This window comes from uncultured Henriciella sp., assembly GCF_964005855.1.
Taxonomy (GTDB): domain Bacteria; phylum Pseudomonadota; class Alphaproteobacteria; order Caulobacterales; family Hyphomonadaceae; genus Henriciella.
In genome coordinates this window covers 511,356-536,982 of sequence record NZ_CAXFSW010000001.1, presented here as the reverse complement: position 1 = coordinate 536,982, position 25,627 = coordinate 511,356, and the positions used below count along the sequence as shown (strand labels likewise).

22 protein-coding genes are annotated in these 25,627 nt (G+C 62.2%); 8 read left to right on the top strand and 14 right to left on the bottom strand.

The genetic code is table 11. The features are described 5' to 3' along the window. Positions 1 to 54: 54 nt before the first annotated feature. From ABNU55_RS02565 to ahcY, 6 genes are all read right to left on the bottom strand, one after another. The gene (locus tag ABNU55_RS02565; RefSeq protein ID WP_290749947.1) at positions 55 to 1,752 is read right to left on the bottom strand and encodes a DUF2785 domain-containing protein; all 1,698 of its coding nucleotides are present in this window, start codon (positions 1,750 to 1,752) and stop codon (positions 55 to 57) included. Between the two features lie 135 nt (positions 1,753 to 1,887). Continuing rightward, positions 1,888 to 2,154, bottom strand: a complete 267-nt coding sequence (locus ABNU55_RS02560; RefSeq protein ID WP_290749944.1) for a DksA/TraR family C4-type zinc finger protein — start codon at positions 2,152 to 2,154, stop codon at positions 1,888 to 1,890. A 107-nt stretch (positions 2,155 to 2,261) separates the two neighbouring features. Next, entirely contained in the window at positions 2,262 to 3,038 is a 777-nt protein-coding gene (locus ABNU55_RS02555; RefSeq protein ID WP_290749941.1) for a hypothetical protein, read from the bottom strand. 54 nt (positions 3,039 to 3,092) lie between these two features. After that, on the bottom strand, positions 3,093 to 4,133 hold the full coding sequence (locus ABNU55_RS02550) for an SO2930 family diheme c-type cytochrome (protein WP_290749938.1): 1,041 nt from the start codon (positions 4,131 to 4,133) through the stop codon (positions 3,093 to 3,095). After that, positions 4,130 to 5,413 carry a parallel beta-helix domain-containing protein gene (locus ABNU55_RS02545; RefSeq protein WP_290749935.1) on the bottom strand — a complete coding sequence of 428 codons (1,284 nt, stop codon included), beginning with the start codon at positions 5,411 to 5,413 and terminating at the stop codon, positions 4,130 to 4,132. Before ABNU55_RS02545 ends, ABNU55_RS02550 begins: the two co-directional genes overlap by 4 nt. Positions 5,414 to 5,537: 124 nt before the next feature. Beyond that, positions 5,538 to 6,938 (bottom strand): adenosylhomocysteinase, encoded by a 1,401-nt coding sequence (ahcY, locus tag ABNU55_RS02540; RefSeq protein WP_348764222.1) that lies wholly within the window; start codon positions 6,936 to 6,938, stop codon positions 5,538 to 5,540. Between the two features lie 319 nt (positions 6,939 to 7,257). On the opposite strand from ahcY, the gene ABNU55_RS02535 reads away from it, so the two are divergent. The 3 genes from ABNU55_RS02535 to polA all read left to right on the top strand — a co-directional run bounded on the left by ABNU55_RS02535 (position 7,258) and on the right by polA (position 11,727). Further along, entirely contained in the window at positions 7,258 to 8,130 is an 873-nt protein-coding gene (locus ABNU55_RS02535) for an EamA family transporter (RefSeq protein ID WP_290749929.1), read from the top strand. A 94-nt stretch (positions 8,131 to 8,224) separates the two neighbouring features. Then, the gene (locus ABNU55_RS02530; RefSeq protein WP_290758229.1) at positions 8,225 to 8,809 is read left to right on the top strand and encodes a hypothetical protein; all 585 of its coding nucleotides are present in this window, start codon (positions 8,225 to 8,227) and stop codon (positions 8,807 to 8,809) included. Between the two features lie 125 nt (positions 8,810 to 8,934). Further along, positions 8,935 to 11,727 carry a DNA polymerase I gene (polA, locus tag ABNU55_RS02525; protein ID WP_290753290.1) on the top strand — a complete coding sequence of 931 codons (2,793 nt, stop codon included), beginning with the start codon at positions 8,935 to 8,937 and terminating at the stop codon, positions 11,725 to 11,727. On the opposite strand, the gene ABNU55_RS02520 is transcribed toward polA, so the two are convergent. The 3 genes from ABNU55_RS02520 to ABNU55_RS02510 all read right to left on the bottom strand — a co-directional run bounded on the left by ABNU55_RS02520 (position 11,724) and on the right by ABNU55_RS02510 (position 13,948). Continuing rightward, the gene (locus ABNU55_RS02520) at positions 11,724 to 12,401 is read right to left on the bottom strand and encodes a hypothetical protein (RefSeq protein WP_348764210.1); all 678 of its coding nucleotides are present in this window, start codon (positions 12,399 to 12,401) and stop codon (positions 11,724 to 11,726) included. The genes polA and ABNU55_RS02520 overlap by 4 nt on opposite strands. Positions 12,402 to 12,838: 437 nt before the next feature. Beyond that, positions 12,839 to 13,249 carry a GFA family protein gene (locus ABNU55_RS02515; RefSeq protein WP_290753293.1) on the bottom strand — a complete coding sequence of 137 codons (411 nt, stop codon included), beginning with the start codon at positions 13,247 to 13,249 and terminating at the stop codon, positions 12,839 to 12,841. 291 nt (positions 13,250 to 13,540) lie between these two features. Then, positions 13,541 to 13,948 (bottom strand): c-type cytochrome, encoded by a 408-nt coding sequence (locus ABNU55_RS02510; RefSeq protein WP_290753296.1) that lies wholly within the window; start codon positions 13,946 to 13,948, stop codon positions 13,541 to 13,543. Between the two features lie 736 nt (positions 13,949 to 14,684). On the opposite strand from ABNU55_RS02510, the gene ABNU55_RS02505 reads away from it, so the two are divergent. The 4 genes from ABNU55_RS02505 to ABNU55_RS02490 all read left to right on the top strand — a co-directional run bounded on the left by ABNU55_RS02505 (position 14,685) and on the right by ABNU55_RS02490 (position 16,772). Further along, on the top strand, positions 14,685 to 14,807 hold the full coding sequence (locus ABNU55_RS02505) for a hypothetical protein (protein ID WP_290753298.1): 123 nt from the start codon (positions 14,685 to 14,687) through the stop codon (positions 14,805 to 14,807). A gap of 84 nt (positions 14,808 to 14,891) precedes the next feature. Further along, positions 14,892 to 15,575 carry a hypothetical protein gene (locus ABNU55_RS02500; RefSeq protein ID WP_290753300.1) on the top strand — a complete coding sequence of 228 codons (684 nt, stop codon included), beginning with the start codon at positions 14,892 to 14,894 and terminating at the stop codon, positions 15,573 to 15,575. 38 nt (positions 15,576 to 15,613) lie between these two features. Beyond that, positions 15,614 to 16,360 carry a VOC family protein gene (locus ABNU55_RS02495; protein ID WP_290753303.1) on the top strand — a complete coding sequence of 249 codons (747 nt, stop codon included), beginning with the start codon at positions 15,614 to 15,616 and terminating at the stop codon, positions 16,358 to 16,360. Positions 16,361 to 16,400: 40 nt separating this feature from the next. Beyond that, positions 16,401 to 16,772: a hypothetical protein gene (locus ABNU55_RS02490; RefSeq protein WP_290753306.1), complete on the top strand. Its 372-nt coding sequence runs from the start codon at positions 16,401 to 16,403 to the stop codon at positions 16,770 to 16,772. Here the strand turns inward: ABNU55_RS02490 and ABNU55_RS02485 are convergent, their stop codons facing one another. The 5 genes from ABNU55_RS02485 to ABNU55_RS02465 form a co-directional block, all read right to left on the bottom strand. Further along, positions 16,773 to 18,029 carry a sensor domain-containing diguanylate cyclase gene (locus ABNU55_RS02485; RefSeq protein ID WP_290753307.1) on the bottom strand — a complete coding sequence of 419 codons (1,257 nt, stop codon included), beginning with the start codon at positions 18,027 to 18,029 and terminating at the stop codon, positions 16,773 to 16,775. A 152-nt stretch (positions 18,030 to 18,181) separates the two neighbouring features. Beyond that, on the bottom strand, positions 18,182 to 19,531 hold the full coding sequence (locus tag ABNU55_RS02480; protein WP_348764209.1) for a sensor domain-containing diguanylate cyclase: 1,350 nt from the start codon (positions 19,529 to 19,531) through the stop codon (positions 18,182 to 18,184). A gap of 139 nt (positions 19,532 to 19,670) precedes the next feature. Next, positions 19,671 to 20,441, bottom strand: coding sequence for a phosphatase PAP2 family protein (locus tag ABNU55_RS02475; RefSeq protein ID WP_290753311.1), 771 nt, complete (start codon positions 20,439 to 20,441; stop codon positions 19,671 to 19,673). A 92-nt stretch (positions 20,442 to 20,533) separates the two neighbouring features. Continuing rightward, entirely contained in the window at positions 20,534 to 22,201 is a 1,668-nt protein-coding gene (ettA, locus tag ABNU55_RS02470; protein ID WP_290753313.1) for an energy-dependent translational throttle protein EttA, read from the bottom strand. 112 nt (positions 22,202 to 22,313) lie between these two features. Continuing rightward, on the bottom strand, positions 22,314 to 23,117 hold the full coding sequence (locus tag ABNU55_RS02465; protein WP_290753314.1) for a hypothetical protein: 804 nt from the start codon (positions 23,115 to 23,117) through the stop codon (positions 22,314 to 22,316). A gap of 157 nt (positions 23,118 to 23,274) precedes the next feature. On the opposite strand from ABNU55_RS02465, the gene ABNU55_RS02460 reads away from it, so the two are divergent. Beyond that, positions 23,275 to 25,533: a DPP IV N-terminal domain-containing protein gene (locus ABNU55_RS02460; protein ID WP_290753316.1), complete on the top strand. Its 2,259-nt coding sequence runs from the start codon at positions 23,275 to 23,277 to the stop codon at positions 25,531 to 25,533. The last annotated feature ends 94 nt before the right edge of the window (positions 25,534 to 25,627 follow it).

Below are 25,627 nucleotides of genomic sequence, written 5' to 3'. Positions count from 1 at the left end.
ATCGTTAACCGAATGCCCCGCCCGCGTTAAGTCCGGGTTAATAGCGCGGTAACCTTATGGCACGCTCGCCAACAGCCGCGTCGCGCCGGGTTTCACCGCATCCAGCGCGCCATCCTCCTCTTCGCTCGCGGCAATCAGCAATGCCGAGGCGAAGGCGCGCACATTATGGCGCCGCGCCAATGCCTCCTCTGAGCCGAACGCCGCCTGCCAGCTTTCAAGCGGTGCCGGATCGGCCAGCATGTCCAGCCAGGCTGAAAGCTGCGCCTCATTGAGCAGCCCACGCCGCGTCAGGATGATCAGCGGGCGCGCCAGACGCGCCGGCTCATCGAAGACCAGCGCCGGGGCCTCCTCGGCCATCAGCGCCTCGAAGATGGCCCGCGCCATCACAATGGCCTCGCCCTCGCCGATCTCCTCATTCAGGCTGAGCTGCATGAGAAGGTCTGCGCCATGCGCCAGACCATGGCGCCAGCCTTCGCCCTCTATGAAGCCGCGATAGTCGCGCACCGAACGGACATAAGCGGCGCCTGCCGCCACCAGCATGCGCCGCTCACCCGAGCTCATCCAGGGCGAAATACGGTCCGTGCGCGCCACCTCCGACAGGACAAGCGCCGCGAAGGGTTTCGAAAAACCGTCCGGGTCCGCTGCATCCGCTGCCATCCGCACCAGCAGCTCGCCCTTCAGCGCCCGCAAGGTCTCATCGTCCGCAACGCCGTCGCGCAGGATATGGGCGATCCCCGAATAGGCGACCTCATCGCGCAGGACCGGGTCCGGCTCTCCAAGGCAATTTTCCAGATGCATCAGCCGGGCTGCAATATCGGCGTCCTCCTCCAGCTCGAACCCGCGTGCGCGCCAGGCCAGCAGCTCGTCGCGCGTCCCCTCATCGCGAAGGCAGAGCTGCTCCACCCGGGCGGCCTGTTCCGCCTCGATCGCCGCGCGCAGCAGAACCAGCGGCAGCTCCCGGCCCTTGCCAGCATCGGACGCGGTCCAGAGGCAGTCGGGATTGATGCCAAGGACATAGTCGGTCAGCCAGTTGATCTGCGGGGCGGCGACATCCCCCTCGAACCCGCGCGGCTGGGCATCGCGCGCCTCAACATAGGCGGCCAGATAGCGCGAGGCAGTCGGGATGTAGGACCAGTGCCAGCGCTCCGGTTCATAGCCGGTCTGCCGCCGTCCATCGCGCGCCGAATAGACCTCGCAGAAACCATATTCGGCCGCATGCGCCTTCATCCAGTCATAGACGGGCTTGCCCTCGGGCGTGTCGAACCAGCGATTGTTGAGCGCATTGATATCGAAATCGGTGCCCCAGTGGTGACGCGACGTGCCGGGCATGGAGCTGTAGCGCATGATATGGGTGGCAAGATCGCGCGGCGCTTCGAACGCGCCGCTCTTATAGCGCTCGCGCCATTTGGCCTCCCAGATCCAGCGCTGATGGTTGAAGGAGCGGAAAGCCGAGAGAATGAGCAGTTCCACGCCTTCGCGCGCCGCCGCTGCCCGCATCTTACCAAAGGCCTGCAGCGCTTCAGCCTCGGCATACATGCCGGGATGGCTGGCCCAGCTTTCGGGCACCTCCACCAGAAGCTCACGCGGATCAATGTCACCGCGCAGAAGCTTCGCCTTGTCGGGATAGGCATCGGGTAAGGCGCCGGGCGGATAGGATGGCGCCGGGCGCTCTTCAGGCTCGGCTTCCGCCTCTAACGCTACGCCTGCCTCTGACGCACTGGAAGACAGGTCCTGGGCAACGGCAGCCGACAAGCCAGAGCACCCGGCAGCCGCCGCCAGAAGAAAGCAGATCCGCCGCGAAACCCTATGCATTCGCCTCAAGACATCCCTCATCTACGCGCGTCATCATGCGGGCGAATCGAGGGGCGGGCAAGCAGCCGCCAGACGCTATTTCAGCTGGCTGTCCTTGGAGCCGCGCCGGTTGATGCCACCGCGCATGGCCGCCGCGCCATCGCGCTCCTGCTGGCAGTCGACACAGAACTTCACGCCTGCAATCAGCTTGCGGCGTTTTTCAGGGATCGGCTCACCGCACTCAATGCAATGCGACAGGCTTTCGCCCGCCGGACGGCTGGCCTGTATACGCGCCAGCTCATCGCGGATCGAATCCTCGATCTGGTCGTGCACCGCGCCATCGCGCGACCATCCACCTGCCATGTGAGCCTCCGCTATCTGGGGTTGGTCTTTCAATATAGGAAACGGTGTAGGCGTCAGAAGGTTTCGGTTTCAGTGCTTGTGCCCAAGCGGGCCTGCAAGTTGGCCAGCTATTTTTGGCACTCGCCAAATGTTTCTATCGGCGCCCTATTCAATTCATCCACAGAAGCGGTCCTTACGACCCTATATTTCTCGATGAATTCGAACGCTTCTTTGTTTGAGAACAAGTCCCCACTGTCTGGCCAATCCCCCGATACGTCGATGCCCCGATAGTGATTGAATACGTCTTCATCAGGCATCCAGTAATGTGCCTCAGCGCGGCTTAGATATCCGGCCACCAGACCACTGTCGGTCGTTATCAGCCGCCCATAGCACACAGGTCTGATTTCCCGCATTGCCTGCTCGAAGAATGCTGCAGTCCTGCCCGCCTGCTGCAGCAGGCGACTTTCTTCGGCAGCGTAGAAGTTCAGTGCTTCAAACCTTTCCTCACCCAGGTCGAACTCTCCCGCGCTAAGCACATATTTCATACCCAGAGATGTTCGGTGCACCGCTATGAACGCGCCTTCGGTAATCCGCAGATTATCAGTTGCGAACGCCAGCGACGCACATGCAGAAACACATTTCCCTACGACGACGAGCTGCGTGAGATCCTGATTGTTCAGGGCATTCGCGGCTTGCAGGGCCCAGACATTGTCTCCGCCAGACGATTCGATGTGGATTTCTTCGACGTGGGTCCGAATGGCAAGCTCCACCTCAAAATAGAACTCTTTGTTGATCTCTCCTGACAGATCCACCCTTGAGACCTCTGCCGAAGCAAAACAGGGAAAAACCCACCACAGAAGCATCAGGACCAGGCGGGGGAAACGAACACACAGCGGACGTCTCACTCTTTCTCTCCTTCAGAACAGTCCATCAGTTTCGGGTCGAGCAACCGGCGACGCCTACCCCTTCTCCATCCCGGCAATCCAGGCCCGCACCAGTTCGACGCCGTCCTCATCCACCAGCGCGCGGCCAAGCTCCGGCATGGCGACGCCGGCTTCGGTCGAGGCCATGCGATAGGTCAGGATGGAGCTGTCCGGCGCGCCGGGGGCCACCACATAGATTGCATCGCCAGAGCCCCGGCCCGCCGCAGTTGGATGTTTGCCGATGCCGATCTTGGTCGCATCCGCCACCTCCCAGCCAAGCCACAGGCCGGAATTCGACGCAGAGCCTTCGGCCCGGTGGCAATGGGCGCAATTGATGTCGAGATAGGCGCGCGCCCGCTCGGAGACCGCCATCCCCTCATCTGCAACATCGGCCACCGCCGCGACCTCCTGCGGCACACCCTCCAGCATGCCGCGCTGGACCCAGTCCGAGATCTGGTTCGCGCCATTGGGGCCGGCATGGTTGAGGTTGCGCACCTTCGGCCCGATCGGCGCGATCACAGCCCCAAGCTGATGGCAGGTCTTGCACTGGTTCTGGTTCGGCACGCGATAGTCGATGGAGACCGCCTCCCCCGAAGGATCGATGAAATCAAGGTCCAGCCAGTCGCCCGCCGGGGCATAGCGCGCTTCGGTCTGTTCGGCGTTCCAGACATAGGGATACGCCGTCCAGCCCTCTTCCTTGCGGATAAGCAGCCGCGTCTCGCGGTAGCGCTCCTCCACCTCCGGCGTGCGCATGTCGGGGGCAAAGGCAAATGTCTTCACCAGCACCGTGCCGACCGGGAAATCCAGCACCGCCGCCTCGGTATACCGGGCGGTCTCTCCCGGCGGCAGGAAGACATAGCGGTGCTTGCTCGCATGATCTGAAAAGAGCGGATTGATAAGGTCATAGGCCACCACGCCGGAGGCGGGCTCGCGCGCCGCCACATCGGCAAACAGGCCATAGGCCGCCAGCGTCGCCGCCGGTGCCTCTGCCAGGATCACCTCCATGTCCGGCCCGGCCGCCTCGCGCCCGCAGGCGGCCAGCGCCAGGAAGAGGAGGGCTGAAAGCGCGCGCCTCATTCTGTGTGCGGCAGGCTGACCGGCTCAAGCTCCCCGAACGGGTCGCCGCCCGGGCGGTCCATGCTGGGGGAGACGTTCGCCATGTCGATGGGATAGGTGCCGAGCCCCAGATTCACGAAGCCGACCTCCTCAGCCTCATCCACGACGATATTGGCGCCTTCGGTCTCGCCGCCTTCCCAGCGTGTGACGCCGTCCCAGACAATCTCCGGCAGGCTACCGCCAAGCACCATGGCGAAAGGTGCAAGATCGCCCTGCGGATTGTTTCCGCCCTCGCCATATTCATTGCTGCGCACCACGATGTTGCGCGCCAGCGGATTATAGTCCTCGTCGGAGAAGTCTTCGGAATACGCGGTAATCAGCACCTGCACCGTCTGGTTATTGTCGAAGCGGTTATTCTCCACCACGACCTTGTCATTCGCCATGATGATGACGCCCGTGCCCGACGGCACGCCGGCGACGATATTGCCGGGCGGGGCAAAGTTGCGCGTATTGTTGTCGATAATGTCATTGTCATGGATGCGCGTGGAATTGCCGCCCATCACCGGCAAATCCGGCAGGTCGAAGACAAGGATACCGCCTGCATTGTGGCGCGCGGTATTGCCATAGACATCCGCATGGGCCGAATTCTCGATCTCGATCCCGGCCACATTGTATTCGGCAAGGCTGTCGCGAACGATGATATTGCTCGACTGGCCGACATAGATGCCCGCATCGGAGGCCCCGCGCACGGTTACATCCTCGACCAGCACATCGCTGCTCTCGACCGGATAGACGCCGTAGGCCCCGTTTTCCTCGTCCGGCTCGCCCAGCCATTCCACGGTGAGGTCGCGATAGATGATCCGGTCGGCGCCCTTGGACTTGATGCCGTCGCCCTTTGTCTCCTGGATGGTGAAGTTCGACAGGGTGACATCGTCAGAAGTGACGAGCAGCCCCTCGCCCGATCCGCGCTGACTGGAAAAGTCGAGGATCGTCTCGCCCTCCCCGGCGCCTGTCAGCGTCACGCCATTCACGTCCAGCGACAACCCGTCCGTCATCTCGAACGTGCCGGCCGGCAGTGTGATGGTTGCTCCCTCGCTTGCCTGGATCAGCGCGGTCTGAAGGTCGCTCTGGAAGCTCTCGCTGGCCTGAAGCGTCACATCCCCGGTCTGGCCGGCAGCGCCTTCCGCCATTTCGGCGGGCGGCGAAGCTGCCTCAACCTCTTCAGCCCCGCTCTCCTCTGCCGGCCCGTTACACGCCGCCAGCAAGGCCAGACCCGACATCGCAACCAGGACATTCCGCATGACTTTCCTCCCGTCATTTTATTGACGCGAGTGTCACGTTTTTTCGCGCGTTCGGCAAGCAGCCCCAAAAAAAAGACGCCGGATCTCTCCGGCGCCCTTGATGTTCTTGAGGTCGGTTCAGGACCTAGTAGCGGTAGTGGTCCGGCTTGTACGGGCCTTCCGTCGTCACGCCGATATAGTCGGCCTGCTCGGTCGAGAGCTCGGTGAGGCCAACGCCCAGCTTGTCGAGGTGAAGGCGCGCGACCTTCTCGTCGAGGTGCTTGGGCAGCGTGTAGACATCGTTCTTGTACTCGCCCTCATTCTTGTGAAGGGCGATCTGGGCCAGCGTCTGGTTGGTGAAGGATGCCGACATCACGAAGGACGGGTGGCCCGTCGCATTGCCGAGGTTCACCAGACGGCCTTCCGACAGAAGGATGATGCGCTTACCATCCGGGAAGGTGATCATGTCGACTTGCGGCTTGATATTGTCCCACTGGAAGTTGCGCAGGCCCTCGACCTGAATCTCATTGTCGAAGTGGCCGATATTACAGACGATGGCCATGTCCTTCATCTTGCGCATATGGTCGACGGTAATGATGTCCTTGTTACCGGTCGCCGTGACGAAGATGTCGGCCTTGTCGACATAATAGTCGAGCGTCTGCACATCGAAGCCATCCATGGAGGCCTGCAGCGCGCAGATCGGGTCGACTTCCGACACGGTGACGCGTGCGCCAGAGCCTGCGAGTGAGGCGGCAGAGCCCTTGCCCACATCGCCATAGCCAGCGACGAAAGCCTTCTTGCCGGCCATCATCACATCGGTGCCGCGGCGGATCGCGTCGACCAGCGATTCCTTACAGCCATACTTGTTGTCGAATTTCGACTTGGTGACCGAGTCGTTGACGTTGATCGCCGGGAAAGGCAGCTCGCCCTTCTTGGCCAGCTGATAAAGGCGGTTCACGCCGGTCGTCGTCTCTTCGGACACGCCCTTGATCTCTTTCTTCACCTTGGCAAACCAGCCCGGCGTCTCGGAGATACGCTTCTTGATCTGCTTGAAGAGGGCAATCTCTTCCTCGGACTTCGGATTCTCCAGCAGTGAGGCGTCCTTCTCGGCCTTTTCGCCAAGGATAATGTACATGGTTGCATCGCCGCCATCATCCAGGATGAGGTTGACGAGCTTGCCATCCGGCCACTGGAAGATCTTGTCACAGAACTGCCAGTACTCATCCAGCGTCTCGCCCTTATGGGCGAAGACCGGCGTGCCACTGTCGGCAATCGCGGCGGCGGCATGGTCCTGCGTCGAATAGATGTTGCAGCTTGCCCAGCGCACTTCTGCGCCCAGGGCTTCCAGCGTCTGGATCAGCACAGCGGTCTGGATGGTCATGTGCAGCGAACCGGCAATGCGCGCGCCCTTCAGAGGCTGCTCGGCGCCATACTCTTCGCGCGCCGCCATCAGGCCCGGCATTTCGGTCTCGGCAATCGCGATTTCCTTGCGGCCATATTCGGCCAGGGAGAGATCGGCGACAGCGTAGTCATTAGCCATATCAATGATCCTTTATACGTTTATATGTCCCTGCCGGACTTACCGGAGAGTGGGCGAAAATGCAAGCAAGCCGGCGGCACAAATAGCAAGCGTCCGGGCTCTGGCGCAGCTGGCGGTCGGACTTCACGGCTTGATTTCTTTGACAGGCTCGGGATATCGCCCCCGATATCGACTGAGTGGCAACTAGGGTTCCGGACGGCACGCCGTCGCTGGACCGAGCGTTGCGGAAACCGCGGCGTCCGTGCGCGGCTGCACCCAAGGGATAAAAACCCAGGGGAGGAGACGTCGAGATCAACCGGCGCATTGCGCGCGAATGGAGGTCTCCATGACATTTACCTCGCTCCTCCTCGTCGTCCTCGCAGCCTTCATCCATGCAGGATGGAATCTGCTCGCCAAGCGGGCCGCGCCAGTCGGGCCCGTCTTTGTCTTCGCCTATAATCTCGTCTCGTGCGTCGCCTATGCCCCTTGGGTGGTCATGATCCTCGTCAGGGGCACAATAGACTGGGGGTGGGTAGGCGCCGGCTTCGTCATCCTCAGCGGCCTGATCCATCTCGCCTACAGTCTTTTTCTCCAGCGCGGTTACCAGGTGGCGGACCTCTCGGTGGTTTATCCGGTCGCGCGCGGCACCGGCCCCCTGCTCTCGAGTTTCGGGGCCTTCCTCTTCCTCGGTGAATCGCCAACAGGTCCCGGCCTCGCCGGGCTTGGCCTGGTGATCATCGGCATCGGACTGATCGCGACAGGGGGCAAACTTTCGGCGTTCCGCCGTCCGGGTGGACAGGCGGGCCTTCTATGGGGTGTTCCGACCGGCGGGCTCATCGCCTCCTATACGGTTGTGGATGCCTATGCGGTAAAGGCGCTCGGCATCGCCCCTGTCGTCCTGGACTGGTTTTCGAACCTGTTGCGTTTCTTCCTTCTCCTGCCCCTGGTGGCGGCCAATCCGCGACGCGCGCTCGCCCGGATGAAAGGATACTGGTGGGTCGCTGTCTGTGTCGGCCTGCTCTCACCGCTCTCCTACATACTCGTCCTGGCGGCGCTGACATCGGGGGCACCGCTCAGCCTCGTCGCACCGATGCGCGAGATGTCCATGATGGTCGGGGCACTAATGGGCATGCTGATCCTGCGCGAGGCGGTCGGGCCCTCGCGGCTGACGGGCTGCGCCATACTTGTCGCCGGTGTGATTCTCCTGTCGGTGGCCTGATTTCACGCGGCCGCGCGCCCGCCTCGCGAATTAGTCATGTGGCATTCAGGTAACACTCCCTATATGATAGGGGTTTGATCCCGCTGGAGACGTCATGATCCGATCCATCGCCGCCTGTCTGCTTCTCGCCCTGCCATTTGCCGCGTCCGCGGCCGCACCGGCTGTCCCCGCCGATGATGAGATCGTCCGCCTGCCCGCCTCGGGCGAAGTGCGCTCGCAGGAAGATCGCGAACGCCTGCGTGCCGATCGTCTGAAACCCGGCGGCGGCCTGCTCGCCTCGTTTGACAGCAATGGCGATGGCCGCATCAGCCGCGCGGAACTGAAAACCGGCATCGCCGCCGCCTTCGAAGCAGCAGATGCGAACAGCGACGGGGAACTGACCGCGCTGGAACAGAAGGCCTGGGCAGACAGCCTGCCGACGCGCGACAACTCCCTCGCCAACCCGGTCCGGTTCGACCCCAATCTCGACCGCCGCGTGAGCCTGGCCGAGTTTTCCGCCGTCATCACCAACCTCTGGGCCGACTACCGCGACGATGGCGACCGTGAGCTGCGCGTCGCCTCGCTCAAGGCGCCAAAGGATGAGCGCCGCGAGACGCGTCTTGGCAAGCCGGAGGAATATCGCGGCGCCCTGCCGGGAGAGCCGGCGGCTGACACCGAACCGGAAGAAAGCGACCTCTAGGCGCCCTCCCCCAGCCGGCACGTCCACACCCGCCTTGCACCCCGCACACACTTAGAGCCGTTGCACCTGATACCCGCAGGCGGCTAAACCCTGTGCTGGCCCAGCCGACGCAAGGACACCGCCCCATGCCTACCGCACCGATCACTGAAGACAGCCACCTCTACCTGATCGATGCGAGCGCCTATATCTTCCGCGCCTTCCACGCCCTTCCCCCGCTGAGCCGCGCCTCTGACGGCCTGCCGGTCGGCGCGGTCGCCGGCTTCTGCAACATGCTCTGGAAGCTTCTGGAAGAGCTGAAAGGCGACGAACGCCCCACCCATTTTGCCTGCGTATTCGACAAGGGTAGCTACACGTTCCGCAACGATCTCTATCCCGACTACAAGGCGAACAGGGACGAGCCGCCTGAAGACCTTCGCCCGCAATTCCCGCTGGTGCGCGAAGCCTCCATCGCCTTTGCCTGCCACGCGCTTGAGATTGAAGGCTACGAAGCCGACGACCTCATCGCCACTTATGCCCGCCAGGCCGAGGCCAAGGGCGCGCGCGTCACCATCGTCTCGTCCGATAAGGACCTCATGCAGCTGGTGACGGACAAGATCACCATGCTCGACACAATGAAGAACAAGACGCTCGGGCGCGATGAGGTCTTCGAGAAGTTCGGCGTCGGCCCGGAAAAGGTCGTCGATGTCCAGTCGCTCGCAGGCGACAGCACCGATAACGTCCCCGGCGCCCCCGGCATTGGCGTGAAGACCGCCGCCCAGCTGCTGGACGAATACGGCACCGTCGAGGAGCTTCTCAAACGCGCCGAAGAGATCAAACAGCCCAAGCGCCGCCAGACCCTGATCGAGCACGCCAATCAGGTCCTCATCTCGAAGAAACTCGTCCAGCTCGATGAGAACGTGCCCGTAGAGGTCCCCGTCGAGGACCTTGCCGTCTGCGATCCGGACCCGAAAACCCTCATCGACTTCCTCGAGAAGATGGAGTTCCGCACCATCACCCGCCGCGTGCGCGAAACGTTCGAGGCCGAAGGCGTCATCGAGGAAACCACCGCCGGCGATATCGGCTTCGACCGCGAGGCCTATACCTGCATCCGCGACTTCAAGACGCTCGAGGACTGGATCGCCCGCGCCTATGAGGCCGGCGTCATCGGTGTCGACTGCGAGACCAACAGCCTCGACTGCCAGACCTGCGACCTGGTCGGCATTTCCATCGCCCTCGCGCCGAATGAAGCCGCCTATATCCCGCTCGGCCATATCGATCCGGACCATTCGGGCGGTGACGACATGTTCGACGCCGCCCCGCCGCGCCAGGTCCGCAAGGAGGATGCGCTAAAGGCGCTGAAACCCCTGCTCGAAGACCCCGGCGTCCTGAAAGTCGGCCAGAACTTCAAATACGACCTCACCGTGTTCCAGAGGAACGGCATCGAGGTCACCCCCGTCGATGACACGATGCTGATCTCATTCGCCCTGCATGCCGGCATGCATGGCCATGGCATGGATGAGCTGTCGGAACGCTATTTCAGCCACTCCCCCATCCCGTTCAAGGATGTGTGCGGCAGCGGCCAGAAGCAGATCACCTTTGACCGCGTGCCGCTCGACAAGGCGACCGAATACGCTGCCGAGGATGCCGACGTCACCTTGCGTCTCTGGCAATATCTGAAGCCCTATCTCCACAAGGAGAAGGTCACCACGGTTTACGAGACACTCGACCGCCCGCTGATCCCTGTGCTGGCCGACATGGAACGTCACGGCATCAAGGTGGACCGCGACTTCCTCTCGCGTCTTTCTGCCGACTTCCAGCAGCGCATGGCCGGCTATGAGGACGCCGCCTACAAGGCCGCCGGACAGGAATTCAACATGGGCTCGCCCAAACAGCTGGGCGACATCCTCTTCGGCGAAATGGGCCTTCCCGGCGGCAAAAAGACCAAGACCGGCAACTGGTCGACCGATGCCAGCCAGCTCGAATTCCTCGCCGCGCAGGGCCATGAACTGCCGCAGATCATCCTCGACTGGCGCACCCTCTCAAAGCTGCGCTCGACCTACACAGAGGCCCTGCAGGACGCGATCAACCCGCAGACGAAACGCGTTCACACCTCCTATTCCATGGCGGGCGCGCAGACCGGCCGCCTCTCCTCGACCGACCCGAACCTTCAGAACATCCCGATCCGCACCGAAGAAGGCCGCAAGATCCGCGAAGCCTTCATCGCCGAAGACGGCAATGTCCTCATCAGCGCCGACTACAGCCAGATCGAGCTTCGCCTGCTCGCCCATATCGCAAACATCGACGCGCTGAAGGCCGCCTTCAATGAAGGCCTCGACATTCATGCGATGACGGCCAGCGAGATGTTCGACACCCCCATCGAAGGCATGGACCCGATGGTGCGCCGCCGCGCCAAGGCGATCAATTTCGGCATCATCTACGGCATCTCCGCCTTCGGTCTTGCCAACCAGCTCGGCATCGATCGCGGCGAGGCGTCGGACTATATCAAGGCCTATTTCCAGAAATTCCCCGGCATCCGCAAATACATGGATGAGACGAAGGAATTCGCGAAGGACAATCTCTACGTCCAGACCGCCTTCGGCCGGAAGCTGCACCTGAAAGAGATGAACTCCAAGAACGGCGCCATGCGCGCCTTCTCAGAGCGCCAGGCCATCAACGCCCCCATCCAGGGCTCTGCCGCCGACATCATCAAGCGCGCCATGATCGCCATGCCGGAAGCTTTGGCGAAGAAGAAGCTCGACGCAAAGATGCTGCTACAGGTCCACGACGAACTGGTGTTTGAGTGCCCCGAGGATCAGGCCGAAGACACCATCGCAGTGATCCGGAGAGTGATGCAGAAAGCGCCACTTCCTGCGCTGGATTTGTCCGTGCCGCTAGACGTCGATGCGAACGCAGCGAAGACATGGGCTGAGGCGCACTAACAAAAGGGCCGAGTCTGTCCGTCACTTTCACCTTGTTTTCGGCGCCGGATGCAACCTTTACATCCTCCAAGGTTATCCCAGTCTATTTCAAAGTCAGGATCGCCGTAAAGTTTGCCCACTTCCCAACCACTTTTTCGGATCCATTCTTCAAATCTGGGGAAGTATCGATGATTGGCGGCTTTTCGATGCCCCTGATTCTGATGAACTATTCCGAGCAAGTCTGAAGGCAGCTTTTTGGCTTTCTTCCCAAAATAATAGAAATCTCGACTTATAAGGACATTCTGGCCACTCAGGTCCGTTTTCCGATTCCCATGATCATGCACGCTTCTTCGAAGTCGCGGCTCACTTCCGGAACTAAAGTCGTAAATACAATCGCCAAGACGATCTCGATGATCGGAAGTTTCAAAGTCAGGCAGGCGGGGCCAGGAATTCGACCGGACGAGCCTGTCATAATCACGCAGTGTGACTACACGTTCCACTTTCATAGCATAGACTATTTTGCCTGATAGATCGCCACTTGGGGCCCTCTTAGAGCCTAGGCCTGCGATCCAATCGCCGGGCTTTGCAGTCCTTCGGATTACTGGCTTGCAAATGGCAAGCGTGCAAATACCCCCGAAGGGGTTAGGTGCTGCGCCGTCGTCAACCGGAATTATGTAACTGAACAATGAAGGCATAGTGGCATATTGAGCTGCGGTTCGCCCTTCCGCAAGTTGGGCATCTTTGCCAGCCTAACATCCTCTGCCATTCGGCCACAGCCAGCCCTCGCCCGGCCTGTTTCAGGCGGTCAAGGCTGCCGAAGGCACGGCGCCAGCCGCCCGGCCTTGAGGGCCTGCAACAGGCCGGGCACCTCACTCACATCTCACTCAAAACCCACCCTCTCCGAAGACCCCTGTGAAAACAGGGGTCCATGGTGGACGACATCAACATGGCGTGACGCTGAAAAGGACCATTATGGATACCTGCCTGCGCAGGTATCTGCGGACAGGGTGGTGCATGAGACGCGAGCCTTTCCTCCCGCGTCACACTCGATGCTTGCCAAACCCGCCGCCTGCGCCCGTGATGATGATGGATTTGCCGGTCACATGATTGGTCATGACATCGTCCCCCTGGATCAGGCTGACGGCGCATTCTTCGCAAAGCCCGGAATACTCTCCGGCAGGACCACCCAGTCCTGCTTGCTGTCGCAATAGACCTGCGCGGCGGGTTTGAGGCCGGACGCATCATCCAGTGTGCCGGCCTTGATGGCGATCATGCCGGGTGAGGCCGCAAGCTCTGAAATGATCGGTGACCCGCACGTGTCGCAGAACTTCCGCCACACCTTGTTGCCGCTGTCGCCCTTGTCCTCAAAGGTTTTCAGGTCGCCCTCAATGGTGAGTTGCGCTTCCTTGACGAGGACATTGACCGAAAACGCCGCCCCGCCCTGCTTCTGGCAATTGGTGCAGTGGCAGAGCGCGGTAAACATCGGCTCGCCCTCGATCGCGTAGCGCACCTTGCCGCAAAGGCATCCTCCGGTTTTCGACATCTTCGCTTTCCTCCGTCATCGATTTTCCACCACCATGGAGGGGCAGCCTTGATCGCGTCAACGCAAATCGACTGGGGCTGCAGGGCTGAACCGGCCGGCCGGTGCTTCCCCTTGGCCCGAAAACCCACCCTCCCGAAGACCCCTGTGAAAACAGGGGTCCATGGTGGGCCATCGCATCTAGCGCAACACTGAAAACGACCATCATGGATACCTGCCCTCATCCTGAGCCTGTCGAAGGACGCAGGTATCTGCGGTGAGGTCGCCTGTGACCCCGCCCCAGGAGGCAGCCCCTCATCCCTCTTCGGGCACCTGTACCGTTTCCAGATAGGCGAGCAGCGCGTCGATCTGTTCGGGCTCGAACTCCCATTGCGGCATCTTTGGATGGGCGACCATGATGCCCTCGGCCAGCGGTTCGGCCAGCGCCTCAACTGGATAGTGCCAGGAAATCTGCCTGAACGGCATCGCTTCTGGCTCGGGACTTTCCCCGGTCAGGCCGATGGCATGGCAGCCCGCGCAGAGCGTTTCGGCCATCGCTTCGCCCTGCCCCACAAGCTCGCTCGCAGGGATGGGGGAAGCGGCGTCTTCGGTCGGCGGTGCGGCCAGTTCCGGCGCGGCCATGTCTTCCTGCGTCCCGCAGGCGGCCAGCGGCAACAGACCCAGCCCCAGCACGGCGGACATCCGTCCAAATGTCTTCATCATCCTCTCGTCTCCATTTCTTTCAACGCCCGCCCCATCCTGCGGCGCTGCTCGCCGTCTGTCCATCCGCCTCCCAACGGCTTTGCATCCCGGCGGGCGGCGCGAGGCCTCTCGCACAACCTGTCGTAAATTTCATTCGCGCACGGCCCGCGCACCTCTTGCGCGCCGGGCACACCAGGCAGATATTTGAAGGGCGCGGCGCACAGGCAATTCGCTCTCGCCTGGCGAGCCCCCGCGTGCCTCTGCCCGCCTCGACATGACGTCCCCGCGGTCTCCGGAAGGCAAGCCTTCTGCCTGTTTCCCCGGTGCTCAGACCAGCGCCGGCAGGCAGTTTGAGGAAAGTGAGTGAACATCATGGCCGAACAGAAAAAGAACCAGCCGAGCAAGCCCCAGGCCGGCAAGCCCAGCGCCGCTTCGCCGCAGAAGAAGCCGGGCATTTCGAAAGAGCAGGACCGCTCGCGCAAATAGGCCCTGCCCCGTTGAGATGGATAAAAGCCCCTCTTCCGGCCAGCCGGGAGAGGGGTTTTTACTTGCGTCCGCCGTCATGCTGCCGGCGCACTTGCCCATTGTATTTCACCGCAGGGCGCACGATATATCCGGTACGCCTTTTGCGGCCCACGTCACACTAAAATCCGCAAAGCCTTTCTGGCGCTGCCCCTGCCTGATCGACCATTCCGGTCGCCGGCCTACAGGGGCAAACCGCATCGCTGGCTGCGATACTTGAGAAGTGACCATCCCCATGTCGAAACAACAGAAATCGAACCGCGAAATCCGTAAGCCCAAGAAGGAAAAGCCGAAGACGAATGCGTCTAACCCGTCGGTGAAAACCGGTGTGCAGAACGTCTTCGACCAGCGTAAATAGACGCCGCCTGAAAGGCCTTCCCCCCTCACCGTCGGGGAAGGCTTTTATCCTACACCTGCACCTGCCGTGTACTGTCGCTGCACCATGAGCGACCCTGTAACGGCCCTTTCCCCTCTGATCGCCCGCGTCTGGCCGCGCCTTGTGGCGCTTGTCGCCCGGCTGGCAAAGCTCGCGGCGCAGGCAGGGGCGACGGGGGACCGCGGGCTTCGCCTTCAGGCCTTTCGCCTGCTGCGTCCCGCCGAAGCGCTCGCCCGGCGTATCATCATGCGTCTCGCAGAGGAGATCGATGCCGGCGACCTTCAGGCATTGAGCGCCTCTCCGGCACGCGCGGCCTCGCCCCGCCCGGCCCACAAGGCGGCCTGCAGCTTCTGCCTGTTTGAGCCGGTGCCGACATTTGCCGCCTGTTTCGGCCTATCAAAAGGCCGCGGCCGCTTTCGCGCCGCCCCGCGCATCCTCGACCTCGATGCCCCCTCTCTATCTCCCGCTGCCGCTCCAGCGCCCGCGACCGCCGACACGCTCACCGGCCGGATCGAGGCGCTTCAGCGCGTCCTGGACGCCCCGGACCGCTCGGCCAGACGGCTCGCCCGGCGCATCGCGCGCACGCTCGCCGCGCCTGCCTCTGACCGCCGGATCACACCACTTCGCCCCGGCTGGCCGCCGGGCCTTAGATCGCTCGATACACCCGACTGGCTGAAAGCCGTCCTGCTCGATCTCAACCATGAGCTCCGCTCGCGCCCGCCGCCGGGCATCATGAAAGAAGTGGCTTAGTCACCGGGACCTGTGTTACCCCATCGGGCATGACACGGATGCGCCTTCGCCAGCTCGTTATTGCCGCAGAAAGCCTTGCCACGGCCGACCGTCTCCGCACGGTCCTCGGCCTCGGCAAGCCGTTCGCCGATCCCGGCGTCAAGGAATTCGGCCTCGAAAACGCCGTCTTCGCCATGGGCGATCAATTCATAGAAGTTGTCGCGCCGGTCACGCCGGACGCGCCCGTCCGCCGCTTCCTCGATAAGCATGGCGAGGGCGGCTATATGGCGATCTTCCAGACCGAGGATCTTGAGGGCGCGCGCGCCCGCCTCGACAATGCCGGCATCCGGCGGGTCTGGAATATCGACCTAGACGATATCGCCGCCAGCCATGTCCACCCGGCCGATGTCGGCGCGGCCATCCTGTCGCTGGATGAAGCCCACCCCTGGGACAGCTGGCGCTGGGCCGGGCCGAAGTGGAAGAAACACGCCATAGACGGGCATCTCGGCGGCGCAATCTTTTCCGCGCCCGACCCGCGCGCCCTGGCGGCCCGCTGGTCGGCAGCGCTCGGCCAGCCCGCCTCCACCAGCAAGGGCCAGACCGTCATCCAGCTTGAAGGCGAAGGCCGCATCGTCTTCGAAGAGGGTTCCCATGAAGCTCTCTCCACCTTCTGCATCTCCGTGAACAACGCCATGAAGGCCCTGGAACGGGCCGACAGGCTGGACCTCGCCACCGATGGTGACGGGGTCATCATTGGCGGGGTGCGTTTCGAGCTCAACAATCTGGAAACGGCGGACGCGAAATAGCGCGCGCTCTTTACCAACCCTCCAGCGCAGGAGACACCGGATGGACTGGTTCAACGAACTTTTCGACCTTGCCGCCGTGGCCTCCGGGGCCGGTCTTGGCGGCGGCGTGATCGCCGCACTCGTGGTGACGGCGTTTTCAGGCGCGGTCCTCAAATTCATCATCCGGATCGTGGTCACTGCCATCATTACCGGCGTCGGCTTCTACTATCTGCTCGGCTGGCTCGGCTTTGAAATCGTGCCCCGCGATGAGGTCGCCGCAGCCGCGCCCGCGCCATCGGCCTCTATCTATGCCCGCAGCGAGAGCTTCCTGCCCGAAGGCGATGACGAACTGGCTGGCGCCGCGCCCGCCAGGTCGGAAGAGGAACCGGCCCGGCGCCTCATCGTCTCCTCGCCTTTCCGGCGCGGCGACTGACTATTTGAAGTCCACCTCAAGATGCGTTGGCGTGCGGGACGTCACCCTGCACCGCGCATCAAGGCCATCGGAGCGGATAACAAGCTGGAACCGGTCTGGCACATCCGTCGTCGAGATCATGTTGAGCCCTGCCCCTGCCGGACCGAGCGTGCGGACCGAACAGGCTATCGGAGCCCCGTCACCCTGGAAATCGATCTTCCCTGCCTTAAGCACACGTCGGCGCAGCGCCTTGGTAGCGGCCTCTCCTCCGTTGCCGACCACCACCCTGTCGCGCCCGTCACTCTTGGCCTGATAGAGCGCCGTATCGGCGCAGGTCAGCAGCGTCTCGATATCGCGCGTTCCCGGCTCCAATCCGGCAACCCCCATGCTGCAGGTCACCCCGATTGTATGGCCGCCGAAGTCAAAGCGCAGGTTCGAAATGTCCTTGCGCAGCTTTTCTGCAACGTCGGCTGCACCCTTGAGCGCTGTCTGCGGCAGCAGGACGGCAAATTCCTCACCGCCGAGTCTCGCAAAGAGGTCGCTCTCGCGCATATGCGTCCTCACCGTTTCGCCGACGCGGCTCAGCACCTCATCGCCGGCGGGGTGCCCATAGGTGTCATTGACCGATTTGAAATGGTCGAGGTCGAAGCAGATAACGGAGAGATTCTGGCTGTGCCGGACAGCAAGCGCAACGGCCCGTCGGGCTTCCTCCCGGAAAGCGCGCCGCGAGAAGGCGCCGGTGAGGGTATCAGTCATGGCCTGCTCACGCAGCTCCATATAATCGACTGCAAGATCTGCAAAATCGCTCAACGTCTGCAGATCTTCTTCAGAAAAACGGCGTGGGCGCGAATCGATGGCGCAAAGCGTGCCAACCGCGAAGCCGTTTTCCATCTTGAGCGGCACGCCTGCATAGAAGCGTAGATGCGGGGCGCCGGTCACATGGGGATTGGACGCAAAGCGCGGGTCGCGTGTGGCGTCCTCGACGACCAGCGGCCTGTCAAACATCAGCGTCTTGCGGCAAAACGTGTCGCTCAGCGGAACGCTGAGGCGCTCTGTCCCCTGGGCTGCCTTGTGCCACTGCCGGTGCGCGTCGATGAGCGAGACCATGGCCGCTTCAACCCCAAAAACCCGGCAGACGAGCCCCGCAATCCGGTCAAACGACGCCTCAGGCGGCGTATCCAGCATGTCGAGACAGGCAACCGTTTCCAACCGCCTTGGATCGAAGACCGGGTCTATCTCCCCGCTTGCCGGCGTCAGGTCGGCTGATGCGCTTGCCATGGATCTCCTTCCGGCCGCCAGAGCAGAATGGTCGCTTGGCGCCGCAATTTCCTTTGGGATCGCTATACTATGGGACCATGGTTAGGAGGAGCTTACAACAGCTGTCATTTCCTTCAGTGGCGGGTAACATCGCTTGCCGCCCCAGCCCCCGGCTATTTGAAGTCGACCTCAAGATGCGTTGGCGTGCGCGACGTTACCCTGCACCGCGCATCAAGGCCATCGGAGCGGATAACAAGCTGGAATCGGTCTGGCACATCCGTCGTGCTGGTCATGTCGACCCCCGCGCCATCCGCGCCCAGTGAGCGCACCGTACAGTCGATGGCCGCGGAATTGTGGGCAAAGACCACCTGGCCGGCTTTCAGGACACGCCGGCGGCGCCCGGCATCCGGATCGCTTGAAACGCCAAGCGCCACACAGCAATTGCGCCCGCGCTTCTTGGCCCGGTACATCGCCGCATCCGCCCAGCCCATCAGCTTGGAGAGATCGTGGCGGCGATTACGGTCACGGGCCACGCCGAAGCTTGCCGTCACGCCGACGACCTTGCCCTCAAAGGTGAATCTCAGCTCTGAGACCGCCCGGCGTATTTTTTCCGCCACCAGAAGGGCGCCGCGGCGGCTCGTTTCGGGAAGCAGGACCCCAAATTCCTCACCCCCCACACGTCCGAACAGGTCGCTTTCGCGAAGCAGCGACTGGCAGGCCGCAGCCACCTCGGTCAGAACCTTGTCCCCTGCCTGGTGGCCATATGTATCATTGATGGCCTTGAAGTGGTCGAGGTCGAAACAGATGAGCGACAGGGCGTGACGATGACGCGAGCAGAGCGCGGCGAGGCGCTGGCCTTCGGTCTCGAATGCCCGCCTCGTAAGAACCCCCGTCAGCCCGTCGGAGACGGCCAGCTTTCGCAGGGCAAGATGGTCGGTCAGGACGCGCGCCATGTTCTTGAGCGCGTCGATCTGGTGGGGCTGGACATGCCGGGGCGTGCGGTCAAGAACGGCCAGCGTCCCCACGATCTGTCCGTCCGCGCTGCGTACAGGAAGGCCGAAATAGAAGCGGACGCCATCCTCGCCGCGGACCAGGGGGTGGGTGCTGAAATGACGGTCCGTAAGCGCGTCCGGCACATGCAGCATTTTTCCGGTTTCAACCACCTTGTGGGAAAAGGCGTCCTTGCGGGCAACCTCGATACCGCCAAGCCCGGCCGACGCCTTCGGCCAGCTGCGGTGACCGTCAACGAGCGCGATGATCGCCATATCGACGCTGAACATCCGGCGCATCAGTTCAACGATGTTGTCGAAGAAAGGCTCGTTCGGCGTATCGAGAATATTGAGGTCTTGCAGGGCTTTCAGCCTGTCGGCTTCGCGCTGCGCCTCGACATGCCCCTCCTTGGCCGGAGAAGGCGGTGGCAGCACACCTGGACGTTCGACAAGGGAGTCCTTGGTCTCGGGCGTACGAATAAGAGGCGGCGGCACAGGGGTTCTGCGCATGAGCCGGTTGACGGCCTTAGACATCTTTTTCTCCGTGGGCGCCCCCCAAATTCCGGCACCTCACTCAGCGTTTCAGTCCACCCTCAATCTATGCGATAAATACAACCTCTTTAGATAGTATTACCCTGAAGTAATTTTATTGCAAGAACCATAAACCTTGAGTTTATGGCGTGACTGGCTCCACCTCGATCGTGCCCTGCGGTGTGACATCGAGCGCGTACATGTCGAGGGCGACCTCCAGCGTCACAAAGCCATAGACGCCCCAGATCGCGGCCATCACGATCATGACCAGAGCGAACGACCGCGCGCACCGCCCTTCTCCCGGCAGCTGATCAAATCCCCAGGCCACAAGAAACAGCATCATGCTGGCGAGCAGGACCGCCCCGATCACATCACTTGGCCAGTGCGCGCCGAGATAGACGCGCGAGAAGCCGATCAGCGCGATCAGCAGAACGAAGCCGCCCACCGCCAGTTTCTGCGGCACACCCTTGAGCGCGTGGGCGGCAAAGATGGCCAGCGCGCCATAGATGACGGTGGAGTTCGTCATATGGCCTGACGGGAAGCTGAAGCTCTCCACGCCGGAATAAAGATCCGCCGTCGGCCGCTCCCGGCCTATAAAGGTCTTGATCAGCTTGACGATGATCGGGGTGGAAATGAAAGCGAGCGCACTTAACCCGGCCGCGGCCCAGGCCCGGCGCAAGAGAAGGGCAAGAACGACAGAAATGGCGATCAGGGTCAGCGCCGTCGCATCACCCAGCAGGGTAACCAGGACGACCATCCAGTCGGTTGCCGCGCTGCGGGCAGACTGAACCCAGTCGCTGATGGTGACGTCGATACCAACCAGCATCGCCTCATTGGCGACACTGAAGGCAAGCGCAATAAAGGCGGCGGCCGCAAGGCCGGCGGGAAAGAGGTGGGATCGTGTGTGACGCATACGGACGAATTGGCAGGCCGAACGGATTTTTCAAATCGTGCATGTGCACGCCCCCAAGGGGACGCACCATGTAGCGGCTCGCCAGCCCGGCCCTAGTCGCGCTGGAACTTCTTGAATTTCAGCTTTTTCGGCTCCACTGCTTCCGGGCCAAGGCGGCGTTTCTTGTCTTCCAGATAGGACGAGAAATCCCCCTCGAACCATTCGACATGGCTGTCGCCTTCGAAGGCCAGGATGTGGGTCGCCATACGGTCAAGGAACCAGCGGTCGTGCGAGATGACCACGACGGAGCCCGGAAAGCCATCAAGGCCTTCTTCGAGCGCCTGCAGCGTCTCAACATCAAGGTCGTTGGTCGGTTCGTCCAGCAGGAGGCAGTTGGCACCCTGGCGCAGCATCTTGGCGAGATGCACGCGGTTCCGCTCACCGCCCGAAAGCAGGCCGACCTTCTTCTGCTGGTCGGAGCCCTTGAAGTTGAAGGCGCCTACATAGGCGCGCGAGTTCACTTCGACCCCGCCAAGATCGATGACATCGAGCCCGTCGGAAACCTCTTCCCAGACATTCTTCTTGTCATCGAGCTGGTCACGGCTCTGGTCGACATAGCCGAGCTTCACCGTGTCGCCGACACGGATCGTCCCGGAATCGGGCTCTTCCTTGCCCATGATCATCTTGAACAGGGTGGACTTACCGGCCCCGTTCGGACCGATCACGCCGACAATGCCGCCGGGCGGCAGCTTGAAAGAGAGATCATCGATGAGGAGGTTGTTGCCGAATGCCTTGCGCAGGTCTTCGGCTTCGATGACGATATTGCCAAGACGCGGCCCCGGGGGGATGCGGATCTGCGCGGTCGAGACCTTCTCGCGCTCAGCCTCTGCGGCGCGTTCCTCATAGGCGGAGATACGGGCTTTCGATTTGGCCTGACGGGCCTTCGCGCCGGCACGGACCCATTCAAGTTCCTTGGCGAGCGTGCGCTTCTTGCCGGCGTCCTCGCGCGCTTCCTGCTCCATCCGCTTGGCCTTCTGCTCGACCCAGTCGGAATAGTTGCCCTTGTAAGGCATGCCCCGGCCGCGATCGAGCTCGAGGATCCAGTCGGTAATCTTGTCGAGGAAGTAGCGGTCGTGCGTGACAAGGATCACGCAGCCCGGGAAGTGGATCAGATAGTTCTGCAGCCAGTCCACAGTCTCGGCATCGAGATGGTTGGTCGGTTCGTCCATCAGGATCATGTCGGGCTTCGACAGGAGCAGCTGGCAGATCGCGACCCGGCGGATCTCACCGCCAGAGAGGTTGGTCACGGACGCATCCCCCTCAGGGCAGCCGAGCGCGACCATGGCCATCTCGATCTTGGAATCGATGTCCCACGCGTCGGCCTGGTCGACCTCTTCCTGGAGCGCGGTCATCTCTTCCATCAGCTCATCGGTATATTCCTCACCGAGCTTCATCGAGATTTCGTTGAACTTGTCGAAGATCTGCTTTTCCGGGCACTGCGAGGCGATGTTCTCGAAGACCGTCTTGCTCTCGTCGAGCTTCGGCTCCTGCGGCAGGTAACCGACCTTTACGCCCGGCGCCGGATTGGCCTCACCATTATACTCGGTGTCCTGGCCCGCCATGATGCGCAGCAGGGTCGACTTACCCGCGCCGTTGACGCCGACCACGCCGATCTTGGCATCGGGCAGAAAGGAGAGATGAATGTTCTCGAACACCTTCTTGCCGCCCGGATAGGTCTTGGTCAGGCCCTGCATGTTGTAGACGTATTGTTGACCGGCCATGGGGTGAGAACGCTCGCTGATCTGGAATGGGATTTGGAAACCGCCGATGTAGGCGTTGGGGGGCCTCAAGATCAAGGTGAAAGGTGAGGCCAGGCGCTCAAACCACGGGCGGTCAGTCCATTTTGGCGGACCCGCGCTGCAGACTGATCTGATAAAGACCATCCAGCGCGCCCGCGACCTGATCGGCCAGGGCGGCCACCGCCCGTTCCTGGGCCGTATCCGCCAGCTCGGTGCGGGTGGAGCGGCTGGAGACAGCGCGGCTGACCGAGGATTTGCGGGCATGCCCGGTAAGCGTCGCATAGGGATACCCATTGCGGACATCGAGCAGCAGGCCGCTGGCAGACGCCTCAACATCAACCGTGCGCGTGGGGATCACGAACATGCCGACAATGGTCAGGTCCGCGAGGGAGAGGAGATTGGCCTTGTCCCGTGTGGACGCGCCCACTTCATAGACCAGCACATAATCCAGATGCTGGCGGGCCGCCCCGCGGCGAATATCGGCGAGGATGGCCTGCGTGCGGTCCGTCCCCCTCGCCGCCGGCTTTGATACCATAGAGGCGACCAGGGGACTGACCGGAACAAACTCGCCATATTGCTCACCGACGCCCTCGAGGGCCGCCTGCCAGATCTGCACTTCATCGCCCGGAAGCGCAGTTAGCCCCGACCGTCCGACACGGGCCAGACCGATACGGGCGGGAAATTCGAGATGGGGCTCCACGCTGGCGATCTGGCGAATGTCGGCGTCGACATCCGCATTCGCCGCAGGCGCTCCAGCGGCGGCTGCCCCGCCCCCATAGCCCAGCCGGTCATAGCGGGCGAGGTAGTCGCTGCCCGATGTCCCCTGCAGCGTGGCACTACAGGCGCCAAGGCCAAGGGCGAGCACAGCAGCAAGAGCGGATTTGCGATTGAACGACATTATGTGAACCTCATTAGTTAGTAAGCGCTTGCTCACTATCTCTCCAAATTACCGCCGTCAAGCCGTTTGCGTGTGGCGGCCGCCCGCGCATGCCGTGCATATGCAGAAGAGGCGCCCCGCCTGCTGACACGGCAGAAGAAGGCGCTATGGTCGCGCCATGCGAAATCTGACGACGCTTGCCGCCCTGACCGCCGCGACCCTGTTCGCCCTTTCCGCCAACGCGCAGCCCCAGCCACAGCAGGAGCCCATGCCTTCCAAAGAGCTTACAATCGACCGTCTCTACGCCTCACCCTCGCTGAACGGACCGTCGCCAACGGGCGTGAAGTATGCGCCCGATGGCAAGCGCGTCACCTTCCTGAAGGCGCGCGAGGAGGATTCCAGCCGCTACGATCTCTGGCAGTTCGATGTGGAGACGGGCGAGCAGTCGATGCTGGTCGATTCGACCCTGCTGGAGCCCGAAGAGGTCGAGCTGTCGGAAGAGGAAAAGGCGCTGCGCGAGCGAAAGCGCATCGCCGGGCGCAAGGGGATTGTCGACTATGACTGGGGCACGGCGGACACGATCCTCGTTCCCCTTGGCGGCGACCTTCACCTCGTCACCCTCACCGGTGACGGCCCGCAGACCCGCCAGCTGACCAAGACCGAAGCCTTCGAATATGACGCCCGTGTCTCCCCCAAGGGCCATTATGTGAGCTTCGTGCGCGATGGCGCCGTCTTCGTGATCGACCTTGCAACTGGCGAGGAACGCCAGATCACGCCGGATGCAGAGCCTGACAAGGCGATCTCCTATGGCGTCGCCGAATTCGTGGCGCAGGAAGAAATGAGCCGCTACACCGGCTACTGGTGGAGCCCGGATGAGCGCCACATTGCCTTCACGAAGGTCGATGAAAGCCCGGTAGATGTGATCGAGCGCTTCGATATCGCCGCCGAGAAAACCACCGTCATCGACCAGCGCTATCCGCGTGCCGGGACGGCGAATGCGCTTGTGGACCTCTTCGTCCACGACCTGAAAAGCGGCGAGGACACACGCCTTGCCAGTGTCGGGCCGGACACCTACCTGGCCCGCGTCAACTGGATCTCGGACAGCCTGTGGTTTCAGACCGTCAACCGCGACCAGACCGAAATCCGCTATAACCAGGCGGACGGCGCCCCGTGGGAGGTCACGACGCCAATGGCCGAGTCGCAGGACAGATGGGTCAATCTGTCGAATGACTTTGTCGGCCTTGAAGACGGCATCCTGCTGACGACCGAGGAAAACGGCTACCGCCATATCGCGATCTCTCCGGATGGCAGCGACAGGGGCGAGCTTCGCTTTCTGACCAGCGGCGACTGGGCCGTCGACAGCGTGAAAACGGTCGATAGCACAAACGGCCTCGTCTACTTTACCGGCTACAGGGACACGCCCCTGGAGCAGCACCTCTACTCGGTGCCGCTCGCTGGCGGCGAGCCGGCGCGCATCACAGAGGCCGGCAAGTCCTGGACGGTGAGCATGTCGCCCGACGGGCAGTCTTTTGTGGGGACGTCCTCTTCCCCGACCCAGCCCCCACAGACGGGGCTCTATACCTCTGAGGGCGACCTCATCGCCTGGATCGAAGAGAACGCCCTCGATGAGGGCCACCCCTACTCTCCCTATCTCGCCGATCACGCTGTGCCTGAATTCGGCACGCTGAAGGCAGAGGATGGCCAGACCCTCTATTATTCCATCCTGAAGCCGGCAGACTTCGACCCTTCGAAAACCTATCCGGCCATCGTGGAAGTCTATGGCGGCCCGCACGTCCAGACGGTGGATCGCGACTGGGAAAGCCTGTCGGACCAGTATCTCGCGCGTCAGGGCTATATCGTCTTCCGCCTCGACAATCGCGGTATGGCGAACCGGGGCAAGGCGTTCGAGGATGTCATCTATCGCCAGACCGGGGGGCCCGAAGTTCGCGACCAGCTGCGCGGTGTCGACTGGCTGAAATCCCAGCCCTTCGTGGACGCAGACAGGGTTGCCATCCAGGGCTGGTCCTATGGCGGCTATATGACGCTGATGACCATCTTGCAGGCGCCTGAAGGCACATTCGCCGCGGCGGCGTCTGGCGCGCCGGTCACGGACTGGTCGCTCTACGACACCTTCTACACAGAGCGCTATATGGACACGCCCGAGGACAATGCGGATGGCTATGACAAGTCATCGGTCTTCTATCATCTGGACCGGCTGGACGGAGATCTTCCCCCGCTCCTCCTGATGCATGGGATGGCCGACGACAATGTGACCTTCGACAACTCCACACGGCTGATGGCGAAGATGCAGGAGAAGGGGATCGTCTTCGACCTCATGACCTATCCCGGCCAGCGCCACGGCATCCGCGGGCAGGCGCTGCAGACACATCTGATGAAGACGCGCATGGCGTTTCTGAACCGGGAGCTGAAAGACTGAGCGAAGTGGGCAAGCGCGCGGCGACTGCGCAAAAAGTAACGTGAAATCGAACGATTGGGGTTGATGCGCTTTCCTCCTGCGGCATCTTCAGTTT